The 13,260-nt window shown below is 49.3% G+C and carries 11 protein-coding genes and 5 tRNA genes; 4 read left to right on the forward strand and 12 right to left on the reverse strand.

Annotation, left to right across the window (positions count from 1 at the left end):
* Positions 1 to 42: 42 nt before the first annotated feature.
* Positions 43 to 954, forward strand: coding sequence for an SDR family oxidoreductase (locus B212_RS0116310; RefSeq protein WP_019911993.1), 912 nt, complete (start codon positions 43 to 45; stop codon positions 952 to 954).
* Positions 955 to 1,401: 447 nt separating this feature from the next.
* Here B212_RS0116310 and B212_RS0116315 read toward each other — a convergent pair.
* The 4 genes from B212_RS0116315 to B212_RS0116335 all read right to left on the reverse strand — a co-directional run bounded on the left by B212_RS0116315 (position 1,402) and on the right by B212_RS0116335 (position 5,099).
* Positions 1,402 to 1,474, reverse strand: a tRNA-Lys gene (locus B212_RS0116315).
* Between the two features lie 10 nt (positions 1,475 to 1,484).
* Positions 1,485 to 1,560: transfer RNA gene (locus B212_RS0116320), tRNA-Ala, on the reverse strand.
* A gap of 336 nt (positions 1,561 to 1,896) precedes the next feature.
* On the reverse strand, positions 1,897 to 4,098 hold the full coding sequence (locus tag B212_RS0116330) for a right-handed parallel beta-helix repeat-containing protein (protein ID WP_442950115.1): 2,202 nt from the start codon (positions 4,096 to 4,098) through the stop codon (positions 1,897 to 1,899).
* A gap of 392 nt (positions 4,099 to 4,490) precedes the next feature.
* Complete coding sequence (locus B212_RS0116335) at positions 4,491 to 5,099, reverse strand: TetR/AcrR family transcriptional regulator (protein ID WP_019911996.1); 609 nt, start codon at positions 5,097 to 5,099, stop codon at positions 4,491 to 4,493.
* A gap of 110 nt (positions 5,100 to 5,209) precedes the next feature.
* Between B212_RS0116335 and B212_RS0116340 the strand changes: the two genes are divergently transcribed.
* Complete coding sequence (locus B212_RS0116340) at positions 5,210 to 6,643, forward strand: MDR family MFS transporter (protein WP_019911997.1); 1,434 nt, start codon at positions 5,210 to 5,212, stop codon at positions 6,641 to 6,643.
* Between the two features lie 735 nt (positions 6,644 to 7,378).
* On the opposite strand, the gene B212_RS34560 is transcribed toward B212_RS0116340, so the two are convergent.
* Positions 7,379 to 7,459: transfer RNA gene (locus tag B212_RS34560), tRNA-Ala, on the reverse strand.
* 385 nt (positions 7,460 to 7,844) lie between these two features.
* On the opposite strand from B212_RS34560, the gene B212_RS0116355 reads away from it, so the two are divergent.
* The gene (locus tag B212_RS0116355) at positions 7,845 to 8,495 is read left to right on the forward strand and encodes a hypothetical protein (protein WP_019911999.1); all 651 of its coding nucleotides are present in this window, start codon (positions 7,845 to 7,847) and stop codon (positions 8,493 to 8,495) included.
* Positions 8,496 to 8,965: 470 nt separating this feature from the next.
* On the opposite strand, the gene B212_RS0116360 is transcribed toward B212_RS0116355, so the two are convergent.
* From B212_RS0116360 to nrdR, 3 genes are all read right to left on the reverse strand, one after another.
* Positions 8,966 to 9,038 (reverse strand) — tRNA-Lys (locus B212_RS0116360).
* A gap of 12 nt (positions 9,039 to 9,050) precedes the next feature.
* Positions 9,051 to 9,126 (reverse strand) — tRNA-Ala (locus B212_RS0116365).
* 280 nt (positions 9,127 to 9,406) lie between these two features.
* The gene (nrdR, locus tag B212_RS0116370; RefSeq protein WP_019912000.1) at positions 9,407 to 9,883 is read right to left on the reverse strand and encodes a transcriptional regulator NrdR; all 477 of its coding nucleotides are present in this window, start codon (positions 9,881 to 9,883) and stop codon (positions 9,407 to 9,409) included.
* A 129-nt stretch (positions 9,884 to 10,012) separates the two neighbouring features.
* Here nrdR and B212_RS0116375 point away from each other — a divergent pair, with 129 nt between their 5' ends.
* Positions 10,013 to 10,228, forward strand: a complete 216-nt coding sequence (locus B212_RS0116375; protein ID WP_019912001.1) for an alpha/beta-type small acid-soluble spore protein — start codon at positions 10,013 to 10,015, stop codon at positions 10,226 to 10,228.
* Positions 10,229 to 10,314: 86 nt separating this feature from the next.
* On the opposite strand, the gene B212_RS0116380 is transcribed toward B212_RS0116375, so the two are convergent.
* The 4 genes from B212_RS0116380 to mutM all read right to left on the reverse strand — a co-directional run bounded on the left by B212_RS0116380 (position 10,315) and on the right by mutM (position 13,235).
* Positions 10,315 to 10,878 carry a lytic transglycosylase domain-containing protein gene (locus B212_RS0116380; RefSeq protein WP_019912002.1) on the reverse strand — a complete coding sequence of 188 codons (564 nt, stop codon included), beginning with the start codon at positions 10,876 to 10,878 and terminating at the stop codon, positions 10,315 to 10,317.
* Positions 10,875 to 11,471 carry a dephospho-CoA kinase gene (gene coaE, locus B212_RS0116385; RefSeq protein WP_019912003.1) on the reverse strand — a complete coding sequence of 199 codons (597 nt, stop codon included), beginning with the start codon at positions 11,469 to 11,471 and terminating at the stop codon, positions 10,875 to 10,877. The genes B212_RS0116380 and coaE overlap by 4 nt, the downstream gene beginning before the upstream one ends.
* Before the next feature lie 9 nt (positions 11,472 to 11,480).
* A complete protein-coding gene (locus tag B212_RS0116390) occupies positions 11,481 to 12,227 on the reverse strand; it encodes a manganese efflux pump (RefSeq protein WP_019912004.1) in 747 nt (248 codons plus the stop codon).
* A gap of 165 nt (positions 12,228 to 12,392) precedes the next feature.
* Positions 12,393 to 13,235 (reverse strand): DNA-formamidopyrimidine glycosylase, encoded by an 843-nt coding sequence (mutM, locus tag B212_RS0116395; protein ID WP_019912005.1) that lies wholly within the window; start codon positions 13,233 to 13,235, stop codon positions 12,393 to 12,395.
* Between the last annotated feature and the right edge of the window lie 25 nt (positions 13,236 to 13,260).

Raw genomic sequence — 13,260 nt, forward strand, 5'->3', positions numbered from 1 at the left:
ATCTATAATGGAGTTATATTCCACAAAGGAGGTATAACCGAAATGACGGATTTACAAGGAAAAATCGCTTTAGTAGCCGGGGCTACAAGAGGAGCCGGCCGTGGTATCGCCGTTGAGTTAGGAGCATCCGGCGCGACGGTTTATGTGACAGGAAGATCAACTCTAGCCCATCGTTCCGAATACGATCGTCCTGAAACAATAGAAGAAACGGCCGAGCTTGTCACCAGGGCTGGCGGCCACGGAATCCCAGTTCAAGTCGACCATTTGGACCCTGCCCAGGTAGAGAAATTAGTGAATCGTATTGAGCAGGAGCAGGGCCGGCTTGATATTCTCGTGAATGATATATGGGGGGGTGAAAAGATGATTGAATGGAACGTCCCTCTATGGAAGCACTCACTTGAAAATGGTCTGCATATGCTGCGGCTCGCTATAGATACACATCTCATTACAAGCCATTTTGCGCTGCCTCTCCTGATAAAAAATAAGAATGGTTTGATTGTAGAAATGACGGATGGAATAACTGAATATAACAATAAAAATTACAGGGTATCCATGTTCTATGATCAGGCTAAAACCTCCGTTATTCGCATGGCATGGGCTCTTGCCCAGGAGGTTCAACCTTATGGGTGTACAGCGGTGGCGCTCACGCCTGGCTGGATTCGTTCGGAAATGATGCTCGATCATTATGGAGTACATGAAGACAATTGGCAGAATGCTGCGGCTAAGGAACCCCATTTCATCATCTCGGAGTCCCCCCGTTATGTGGGCCGGGCCGTTGCTGCCCTTGCTCATGATCCGGGGCTATCCCGGTGGAATGGACGATCCCTTTCAAGCGGAGAGCTTGCGCAAGTTTACAGGTTTACGGATCTCGATGGCTCGCGACCGGATTGCTGGCGTTACATGGTCGAGGTCATAGATGCCGGTAAGCCGGCGAATGCTGAAGGATATAGGTAAATCTGATACACAAAAGCTCAGTCACGAAGGCCGCGTTACTTATATGTAATGTGGAGCCATATTGTCAGAAGCATACGGACCGTGGAGTCCTTATTTCCTTTATCAACGCTGTTCCGTCTATCTTACGGACTCAGATGCAGTTATTTGCTGATTTTTGTGTGAAAGATTGCCTGATGACGGGGGATAAGTGCAACACGGTCCGTTAACCCTCCTAAATATACCAATCAGAGAAAATAAGGCCTGTGGGGTCCGTAACAGTAAGCAGCAGGAATCCAGGGAGCAATGGTTAATCTGAAGCAGGGATTTGCGGGTGGCTAGTTGGTTGCTGGGGTTCAGGGTTTGCGCGTTAGCATCTCAATACTTTGTTATAGTCCAGATAGGTTCTGTAATCCCGTTTTCCGCTCTCCAAAACAACAAAAAAACGGCATCTCTGCCGTTTTACTATGATGGACTCTCAGGGGCTCGAACCCTGGACAAATAGATTAAGAGTCTACTGCTCTACCAACTGAGCTAAGAGTCCTTATGATGTCTGGTGGAGCCAAGGGGGATCGAACCCCTGACCTCATCGCTGCCAGCGATGCGCTCTCCCAGCTGAGCTATGGCCCCGTGGCGCTTATAAACGTTCAACCAATTTCTCAAGCACAAGATAGATCATATCATGAACTCGCAGGATCTGTCAACCATCCAATAATTTTTTATTATATCGTCTGCGTATTTTTCATATTTCATCCGCTTGCTTCCTCTTGCTTCCTCAGGCGACCCTTGGGTCCGGCCCCATTTTGACTGTTCTGGACCGGACCTCTTGGGCACACTGATTTCCAAACGCAACACCCCCGGTAACAAGGCCGGGAAACAGCAGGACAGAAATCAAGACATGTAGCAGCAACTTTTTGAGACTGCCTTTCTGCCAATGCTGTCAACCATGAAAACCAGTAAAATATTTTATTGTTCAACTACCCCAAAATCATCCACATAAACATATGCTGTACCGGACTTCTTGTAAGCAAACACTGTTGCACTGGTAGCACCTGCTCCGGTTGTAAAAGGAATGCTAACCATTGTCCAGGATGTACTGGCAGATGTTGCAGATATATCTTTTCCTCCAAAGTCATTAACACCAATCTGAATCTGCTCTCCTGTGTCTGCCTTAACCCATGCGGTACATACATAGCTGGTATTAGGACTTAACCCCGTAAGTACCTGCTTGATACCATCCTCCCCAGTTCCCAGTCTAACGCTCTTAGAGCCGCTTCTAGGTACCGCTACACTTGCAGCCGTTCCTGAATATGTTGTTGCCCAGGGTGAGATGATCCCTTTCTCGAAATCAGATTGCCTTACGTTATTAACAAAAAGTGCGCTGACACTCTCAAAAACCGGGTCCGGAGGTGAAGAAAAATTATGCCCGGCAGTCCAGTCAGTTCCCCCGTACTCATATGCTCCAATATCAGGCGCCTTACCAACATAACCATCCGTAATTCCAGGGATTACAACCCCTGCATTAATAGCGGGAGAAGTAGACTGCAGCCTGAAATTAGATGCGCCGGGATTCACAAATAACGGACCGGTTCCTGAGGTAATATTATTTCCCTCTATATGAGTGCCAGGCAGTGTAAAGGCCGTAGTAAAGATATTGTTAAAAATTCTGTCCCCGTACATATCTGATTGAAAACTGCTTCCCCAATATCCCACATTACCGTTACTGTAGGTGGTATTGTTATAGATCAGGTTAAAATTACTCGGTGTGTTCAATCTTATCCCTGTATAGTTGCCCCATACAACATTGTGATGCACAATATAGCCCTTACTGCCGTTATCCAGATAGATGCCAGTGCCGGAATAATTTTTGGCCAGATTATCATGGATGTAATTATGATGAATTACCGTCCCCTGCCCATCCCAGGCAAAATCATAGAGTATTCCGCAGTCTTTTGTCAGCTTTCCTGCATTGTACAGATTGTTATATTGTATCCGGCTGTTTTGGGTAGGCATAAATATCAGATGACGCCCGGAGTTATATACCGTATTATGACTGATTAGATGGTTTTCCCCCAGTAAATAGATTGCCGGAATATCCGCAGCCGAATAATCTGCTTCATGAATAAGATTATTAATCACCTTATTTCCTGTTCCCTGTATACTCACCAGATTACCGGAACTGTAGGTCAAAGTACTGTTTCTAAGCTCATTATTGGTACCGGACATAAATATCCCTGTGCTGTATTGGCTGGTAACCTCCGAATCATGACTGACATATTCCGCAGTCATATTAGAAACTTTACAATAATTAGAATCAGACATTTTAATGCTGGAGGCAAAAATATTAATTCCGCTAATATTTATGTAAGAGCGGGAGCTTACATCAAATGCATAAGTCCGCTTCTTTGCTTCAACTGTCAGAGTATTCGGATTAACTCCACCAGGGGCCCATAAATAAAGCCTGCCGGTACCGCTGTCATAATACCATTCTCCCGCACTGTCAAGATCTTTAAGATTACCGGTAATATAATAACTGTTATCGGCTGCCGCTGCAGTAGCCACTTTATCAAAGGTAATGGAGCCGGCACTTGAGCTGGTGATGGTGCTTTTATAAGATTTGTAGCCTGTTCCCGGAACAAGCCAAACCGTTTTGCCAACCCAGTATCCTGCTGCTTGAGTTAAATCTCCATCATTGATAGTTGTGGTGGAACCGGAATCGACTGTTGCAAATGTTGAATTTAAGGGATCAAGTGTTGCTGAATTGGGCCATCTGGCTTCAAATTGCATTTGCTTATTAACAAATATCTGATCTTTTGTTCCAAGAGAACCTGTCATGGACGCATAGTAGATAGAGCCGGAGTAATTTACCCAGCCAGTAACCGGATCGGCACCGGATACTATTACGGTCTCTCCTGTATAAGCCTTAAAGTTTATGGGATTTGCAGAAGTTCCGGAAGTATGAAGCGTTACCGTTTCCCGGTATGTCCCACCTCGTATGATACAAGTATCTCCAGCTATCATGGTATCTGCTGCCTTTTGTATGGTTTTCCATGGATTTGAGAGTGTACCGGTTCCAGTGATGTCATTCCCCGTCGTAGACACATAATATACGGAAGCTGCCTTTACAGTTCCCCCACCCAGATTAAAAGCAAATAAATTAATCAGCATAATTACAACTAAGAACCTGCTGCCTTTTCTCCTATCCACAACCTGCCTCCTGTAACGAATTAGTATTTTAGATACGGCTTCTACGCATGGGCTTAAGTGGACTACTAAGGATGTTCTGATATAAAAACCTATGTATTTATAAGCCCTAGTTATTTTATCGACTTATAACAGCTTAAGATTTATGATTCTTTCGGCAATACACTATACAGTTATTGATTCAGCCATTTCATTGATTTTCTCAATAGGGGATTCTGCATGGAATAATGAAGACTATCTTCGCTGTTAATTTGAGGAAAATAAGGATTTTACATACTGAGTGCGCACGCCAAACAAGCCCGTCCTTCGAACGGACAAGCCTGCAATAATTCTCCACACTCTCCGATTCTGCCGCGCTATCCCTTCAAACCGACGGTGCGAAGCAACGGCAAGAAAAGCTCGTCGATAATTTCCCGAATCGTTTCCGGAGATACCGTCTCGCTGGACAAAAATATTTCATGGCGCATCAGATCGACGGGCATGGCCATGATCCGGGTGGAAATCCGATCCATACTTAGCTCTCCCCGGGCCTCCGCGCGACCGAGAATAGTCTTCATCGTATGGCTGGAGCGGCCTTTGGGAAAGAGGGTCGCAGACAGCGGACGATTGTCTAGCTCCACTAACAGGCAGCGAATGGTATCGCTTCCGAACCTCTCCACATTGCGGTTCATATTTGCTAGAGCTTCCAGCAGGTCCTGGCGCAGCTCTCCCGTATTGGGAATTTCGTCCTCTGGAGTGGGAATGCGCGACTGGATGGCGCCGAGCACAAGCTCGGTCTTGTTGGCATACCGCCGGTACAGAACAGGCTTGCTCGTATTCGCCCGCGCAGCGACACTCTCCATCGTGAGCCTCGGAAATCCGACGGCCGCAAGCTCCTCCCACACGGCTTGATAAATAGCCGCTTCCAAATGATGTCCTCTGCGACGAATGTCGCTTTTCGCTTCTTCTTTAGTCTTTTCGCTCATCGTCGTCCTCCATCAATAAAAAACGTTGCGTTTCTTATTCGTTTATTATAACATAATATGCAAATAAGAAACTAATGGTATCTTATTAAATATTTAAGGAGTGGTTTGTCATGAAATCGCAACAAGAATTTCAAGAGCCAGCATCGTTCATGAGCCCTGCCCTCGTGCGGGTGATGGCGGCTCTTCTGGTTGGAACACTCGCCCCTTTGTTCGACACCACCATCACCAATGTGGCCATTCATACGCTGGGAGAAGCCCTTCATGCTTCCGTATCCGGCATTCAATGGGTTATGACAAGCTATCTGCTGGCACTGGGAATAGTTATCCCTGTGACCGGCTGGGGCATGGATAAATTCGGCGGAAAACGGATATGGATGGCCGCACTGTCAATTTTCTTGGCCGGCTCCGTGCTGTGCAGCCTGGCCTGGAATCTGGGCAGCCTGGTCGTATTCCGCGCTATCCAAGGGATCGGGGGCGGTCTGATGATGCCGGTCATGCAGACCATGCTCGTTCGTTCCGCCGGCTCCCAAAAGCTCGGCAAGCTGATGGCGGTCGCCGGTCTGCCGGCCCTACTCGGGCCGATTCTCGGTCCGGTACTGGGCGGGCTCATCGTCGACAAGCTGGATTGGCGCTGGATCTTCTATGTGAACATTCCGATCTGCCTCATCGCGTTGGTGATGGCCTGGCACTGGCTGCCGAAGGATAAGACATCCGGGCAGTCCGCACGTCTGGATGGCATCGGCCTTATGCTGCTGTCTCCCTCTCTGGTGCTTCTTATCTACGGGTTGGCTCAGGTTGGGACGCATCACGGATTCGGACATTCTGCCGTGCTGCTCCCATTGCTTGGGGGATTAGCCCTGCTTACCGCCTTCATCGTCTATGCTCTCAGAATTGCCAAGGTGCCGATCATTGATCTCAGGCTATTCCGGGTAGGCTCGTTCACCGCCTCTTCCTTGCTGCTCTTCCTGTCCGGGCTATCCACCTATGGCGGCATGCTGCTCTTGCCCATGTATTATCAGCAGGTTCGCGGCGAAGGCATTCTTGCTTCCGGGCTGCTGCTTGTGCCGCAAGGCGTCGGCATGCTGCTCACCCGGGCATGGGCCGGCAAGCTGACCGACCAGATCGGCCCGCGTCCGGTTGTCATAGGCGGCATGCTGCTCACTGCGCTCGGCACACTTCCGTTTGCGCTGGCGGGTGCCGGGACCAGTCTATACATGCTCGGCTTTGCCCTCATTGTCCGGGGAGCGGGTCTCGGAGCAGTGTTTCTTCCAGTTCTCGCCGCCTCCTATCAAGGCTTGAGCCCCGAACAGATCAGCCATTCCAGCAGCACTACCCGGATCATTCAGCAGGTAGGCGGCGCATTCGGCGCATCGGTCTTGGCCGTCATCCTGGAGAATCAGTTGGTCGCTCCGCTGACCGCTGCAACGACTGCCCAGGCGTACGACCACACCTTCCTCTGGTCGCTTGGCTTCACTTTGGTCGGATTGGTACCTGCAGCCCTGCTGCCAGCCGTAAAACGGACCACCGCAAGCCGAGCCGGTTGATGCTACAAGCCAACGTGGGCATTAAAACTCAGTCCCTCGCCAATTTGTGGGACTGAGGTTTTGGTAGCTACGGACGAAATAATGTACTGCGTGAACGCTGAATCCCATTCACAGCCACACGAAATAAGACGATCCCCCCTCTTTGCCGTTTGCTGTGGGTTCTAAGGGGGTCGAGCCCTGAGCGATTGATTACATTAGGAGAGGCAGTAAATCCCCTCTCTCTCTCATCACCCTCCATACTTTTCGGCATACGGCGGTGTCGTCGTTACGACGGGAGGACTAGGGGAAATGTACCTTGTAAACGGACCCAGCAGTTCTTATTTACACAAAGAACACTTTTTCACCAAGTTATCGGACTCAAGTGCGCTTATTAACTGTTATTCAATCGAAAAACGCTTGGGGAAGAGGCAATAAGCGCGACAAGGTCCGTTAATCTGACGAAATACACCAAATTGAGATAATAGGGGCTGTACAGTCCGTAGAGACATGGGTCGTGGAATTGGGAATAATCAGAAATTATTTAGAACAATCGGGAAAACGAATACGAGCTGAGACAACAGAGTTTTGAAACAGCTCTTCCCCCTACCCGAACTCGCAGGCTCCGCAGACAACAATAAAAACGGCTTCTCTGCCGATGCTTGTTGTGGTGGACTTCAGGACTCGAACCTTGGATTGGACCAACTGATTAATAGTCAACTGCTCTACAAACAGAGCTAAAGAGTCCATATGATGTTTTGGTGGAGCGAAGGGGATCGAACCCCTAACCACATCGCTGCCGGCGATGTGCTCTGGCGGAGTGTTCAGGGGCACTGCTCCTTAAGAGATATAGAGCAATCGAAATCTGGAGAGCCTGAATTTCAGCCCCAAATACCTTTTTGGAATATCGCCTTTGTCCCGCAATTCTTATATCGTTTTGGATTTTTGATACGTCCTCTTTTCCCATTCCATTTAACATTTCACTATCAAATTGACTTTGTACTAAGGATTGACCTCTGCCTCAAGAGCTATAATTTCTGAATACACTTTTGCAAAATAAATTGGATTCTCTTTATAGCCCGCGATATAATGGGAAATAGGTTGTGAAGCACACGCCGCTTACATACAGTATCCATCTGAATTTATTCAGGAGGGCATCGTATGCAAGCGGCTTTTTTGCGGGATAAATTTAGGCTCGATTCAGAATGTAAGGAGGAGCAATGCAATGTCACGATTTGAGCAGCAGTACAGGGAATGGTTAATACGTAATCTGGAAAATGAGAGTAACCACAGGCGAAGGGAGTTACTTGGTAAAGGACTAGGGCATGGAACAGTTGAGTTTCTCCGCGTCGTATGGTTCCCGGTAATCGGGAATTTAGATCATCTCTTTCCTGAATGGGAGGTTCGGGATTTCAATAACGGATATCGTTATCTGGATTTGGCTTATATGCCGGGAGGGGTGAAGGGCGGGATTGAGATTCAAGGCTATGGACCACATGCCAGAGATCTGGATGTCAGACGGTTCAAGGATTTATGCCGCCGGCATTGCTTGCTGGCCCTGGATGGATGGACCTTTCTCCCCATCGCTTATCCTTCAATTGTCGAAGAGCCCAAGCAATGCCAGCAGTTAGTGCTGTCTTTTATCGGTAAATACATCGCAACAGATGTTTCATCCACGATAACTTGGTTAGAAGCGGAGACTCTGCGTTTCGCCCGGCGTCTGCTCAGGGCATTCACACCTTTGGAGCTTGCGCAACATCTCAAGGTAACAGATAGACACGCCAGACGAATCCTGCACGGAATGGTTCAACTGCAATTGTTGGACATAGCAAGCGGCGGACAGCAGCGCAATCGTACATATCAGTTGAGAGTGTAACGGAGTAAAAAGTGGGTAGCTGACTAATTAAGGAACCGGGCCGGTTTCTTGAAATTCTTATTGCCATCGGTAATGGTAGGTGAGTTGTTTAAGTTGTTACGGACCAAGCAGCCTTTATTTCCTACAAAAACAGCCTTTCGTCTATCTTACGGACTCAGATGCAGCTATTTGCTGATATCGTGAAAATTATGACTAATGGATAGGGGATAAGCGCAACACGGTCCGTTAGCTCTGCTAAATGTGCCGATTAGAGCAAATAAGGGCTGTGGGGTCCGTACTGATCAGGAGAAGGAATTTAGTGAAGAATGGGTTACTATGAAGTTAGGGTTTTGGGGTTAGCGGGCAGAGGCTCGTAGCTGGTGGTCAGCGTCAGCAGTCAGTGCTGGCAGGTCAGCATTAGCTGTTCAGCTTCAGCGGGACAGCTTCCCTGAAACAGCAAAAGAACGACATCTCTGTCGTTCTTTCTGTGATGGACTCTCAGGGGCTCGAACCCTGGACAAATAGATTAAGAGTCTACTGCTCTACCAACTGAGCTAAGAGTCCATATAATGTTTTTGGTGGAGCCAAGGGGGATCGAACCCCTGACCTCATCGCTGCCAGCGATGCGCTCTCCCAGCTGAGCTATGGCCCCATAGCGCATTTAACAACTACACTATGTAAGCAAAACTGATTTATGGTGTGAACCGTATCGCTGTCGTTGTTTATTTATTTCGTAGGCGACTTTTATATAGTATATAATTTCGCGCCGCATGTCAATACTTTTGTAAAAAAAATTTACTCTTCCCGGAAAAGGCCTCAGCAACGCCATATCGGTTTCGTTGTGCGCGTCCGCTCAAATTGAGCCTAAATGACGGCTGAGTCCCGGTTGCATCCGTAAGCAGCCTCTGAGCATCACCGTATTACGGAAAGGCTTACAATCCCTCAAGCTCCCCGTCGTTTTTGGACAGCAGGCTCTTGAGTTCCTTCATGAACATGTTGATATCCTTAAACTGACGATAGACGGAGGCAAAGCGGACATAAGCGACCTCATCCACAGGATAGAGCTGCTCCATAACAAGCTCGCCGATCTGGCGGCTCTCCACTTCGGCTAGAGCGATGCCGCGCAGGGATTTCTCTGCCTCAGAGACAATGGACTCCAGGCGTTCGACGGAAACGGGACGTTTCTCGCAGGCGCGGATCAGGCCGCGGAGGATTTTGTCGCGGCTGAATTCCTCACGGCTGCCGTCTTTTTTGATCACAATCAGCGGCGTTTCTTCAATCATTTCAAAGGTGGTAAAGCGCCGGCTGCACTGCTCGCATTCACGCCTGCGGCGGATTGACTTATTTTCGTTGGCCGGACGCGAGTCAAGCACTTTGGTATTGGTGTGATCACAGTAAGGACATTTCATAAGCTTATCACTTCCTTTTGTTATAATGAGACCATTTTCTGATTTCCATAAAACACCGTTTATTTGATGTTATGAAGTTGCCATGTCCAGCACATAATACAGTTACCAACCGATAGGAGGTGAACAGCAATGGCCCAAAATAGCTCCAATAACCTGGTAGCTCCAAATGCACGCGGTGCCTTGGATCAACTTAAATACGAAGTTGCCCAAGAACTCGGTATCACGCTCTCCCCAGATGGATACCAAGGCAATAAAACTTCTTACGAAAACGGTTCAATCGGAGGTTACATCACCAAACGTCTTGTAACCCTGGCTGAACAATCTCTGGCAGGTCAATACAAATAACCTGTCCCTATAAGCTTGCCTAAGAAGTATTAAGCGGTTAAATGCCGCTTAATACTTCTTTTATTAATTTCAGAGCACCCGGCAGCCTAGAACTCATTATAAATCTCCGTGTACTGCTCGTAATAATAAATTACACGCTGCACATAGTGGCGGGTCTCGCCAAACGGGATGTCCTTTACGGACGCCTCCGTACCATCCCACGCTCCCTCATCCAGCCAGCGCTGCACCTTACCCGGGCCTGCGTTGTAAGCAGCGATGACCGCAATACGGTTGCCGTCAAACTGACGGGACAGCAGGGACAAATACCACGTTCCCAGCTCAATGTTGGCGGAAGGCTCTTCCTTCAGCCGTTCCATAGATACATCAGGAAGCTTGGCCTTTTCAAGCACCCATTTGGCGGTATCCGGCATCAACTGCATAAGGCCTATAGCGCCTTTTTTGGATTCACGGCCGGTTTTGTAATTTGTCTCCACCCGGATAATCGCCGCTACCAGGAACGGGTCGATTTCGTAGGTGACACTGTGCTTGCGGATCTCATTTTTATAATAGATGGGATAAAACCAGGACATCCAGTTCGTACTCAGGAACAGAATGGCCGTGAAGCCTATAAACAGCAGGAGCAGCACTCTTTTTTTACGCAGCCACTTCATGATAACCCCAGCCTGTCCCACAAATCGGCAACCTGCTGCCCCGTATGGGCCAGATCACGGCTGTTGTCGATGGCATAGGTAGCCATGCTGCGCTTCCGTTCAATATCCATCTGAGCCTTCAGCCTGCCTTCAGCCTGTGCAAGCGTCAGACTGTTGCGTTCCATCAGGCGGGTAAGCTGCATCTCGCGGGGAATGTAGACCACCACGATCTCCTGAAACAAGGTATCCAGGTGCGATTCATACAGCAGCGGGATATCAACGATAATTAACCCCTGCGCGTCTTCCTGCTCCAAGCTATACATACGTTTCTTGATTTCGCTGCGGATCGCCGGATGCGTCAGATCATTCAGCTTCTGCCGGGCTTCAGGGTCATGAAAGACCCGCTCTCCGAGCCTGGCCCGATTGAGCGTACCATCAGGCAGCAGAATGTCTTCCCCAAACTGCTGCACTACAGCGGCCAGCACCGGTGACCCTGGAAGCATAATCTCTCTGGCGATCACATCGGCATCCACCAGCCGCGCCCCCTTATCCACAAGCATTGCGGATACGGTGCTTTTTCCGGAGGCAATGCCTCCGGTTAAGCCCATTATCATGTACTCACCTCATAATAGCTTCATTATTCCCATAGCAATTAATAATAACGCAGGCAGTGCCGCAGCATGCTTCATCCAGAAGCTTCCTGACAGCTTCAGCCCAGTCTTCATCCCCAGCACCAGAAAGGTACCGCTGAAAAGGGCAATCGTCAGAGAGGTGGAGATTGGGTTGAACCCCAGCAGAGCCGCTCCCAGACCCGCACCGAACGCATCCAGCGACAATGCAATTCCGAGCACCATAGCTTCCGTAGAGGAAATGCTGCCGGAAGCGTCCATATCGGCAGAAGACGGGGTACGGAGAATTTGAATCACCACGCCCAGATGCCGCAGCTCCAGCGAGAAAACCGCCGCTTTACGCGGCCCGCGCTCTGCTTCGTCTTCCGAAGCATGAACCGAAGTGTCATTGCCGGCAACGGCTGTCTCCAGCCTCGTCGTCTCTTCTCCCTGCTCAGACTCCTGCCCGGCATCACTTAGCTCCTTCTCCCTCTGCAGCAGCATCTGGAACAAAGACCAGCAGCCCATCAAGACGAGAATAACCGCTCCAATACTGGATGCGGCACTAGGAGACACAACCTTGGCCAGCAGCACACCGACCTGCATAGAGACACAAATGACAATCCCTGAACAAAGCGAAATAATCAGGACAGAGAGCAGCGGTATTTTCATTTTACGCAGCCCATATGTAATGCCAACACCAAAACCGTCCAAACTCAGGGCAAATGCCAACAGCAGCAGTGAAAAAAATGGGCTCACCACCCGTAATCCCTCCCGTGAAGAACCGGCAGCCGGGCGGACTTCTCCGCCACAGGCTCCGTTCGAACTTATCGCATTCTTCACACAGTATATGGGCGGGACGGGCAGTGAGTGCCTGCCTTTTGCATTAGCATGGGCAACTCCAGCATAAGCTTGATCTATAAGCGCTTACTTTACTTCTTTAACGGGTGGCTGACAGCTTGGACAAACATGCGTGCCTCTGCCGCCTACAACACTCTTCTCAATCAGTGTGCCGCAGGTGGTGCAGGGCTGGTCCTTGCGTCCGTAAATCAGCAGTTGATGCTGGTAGCTTCCGCTCTCCCCTTGGCCGTTGACGTAGGATTTCACCGAGGAACCGCCGGCATTGACCGCCTCCGTCAGGGTGGCCACAATAGCATGGTGCAGCTTATCGAGCTGACTGTCTGTGAGCGCTTTGGCACCTGTCTCCGGATGAATACCGGCACGGTGCAGCGCCTCATCTACATAAATATTGCCGACACCGACCACATATTCCTGATTCAGCAGCAGCGGTTTGATTTTGGTGCTTTTGCCTGACACAATTTCCTTGAACTTTTCCGGTGTAAAAGAAGGCGCAAGCGGCTCCTCACCGAGCTTCTTCAGCGGCGGGAGCAGCAGATCCTCGCCCGGCTGGAACAGATGCATGGTGCCGAACTGGCGCACATCCGTGTAACGCAGCTCCGAGCCGTCGGTAAAGTGAAAAATGACATGCGTATGCTTGTCCAGAGGGTCATTTCCCTGATAAAGACCGTAGCGGCCCTCCATCCGCAAATGGGACACCATCACCAGACCGTCCAGCACGAAGCGCAAAAACTTCCCTCTTCGCTCAACGTTAACCACAGTATGGCCAGCCAGCATATGGGCAAAAGCCTGAATATCGTCCGGGCGCTGAATAATCCGCGGCAGCCGGACGGTGACGTTCTGTATCTGCTTGCCTGTAATTAAGACATTAAGTGTTCTTTTGACTGTTTCTACTTCCGGCAATTCCGGCATGTTAGCTCACCTCTACACCATTATA

The organism is Paenibacillus sp. HW567, assembly GCF_000374185.1.
In the GTDB taxonomy this organism is placed as follows: domain Bacteria; phylum Bacillota; class Bacilli; order Paenibacillales; family Paenibacillaceae; genus Paenibacillus_AQ.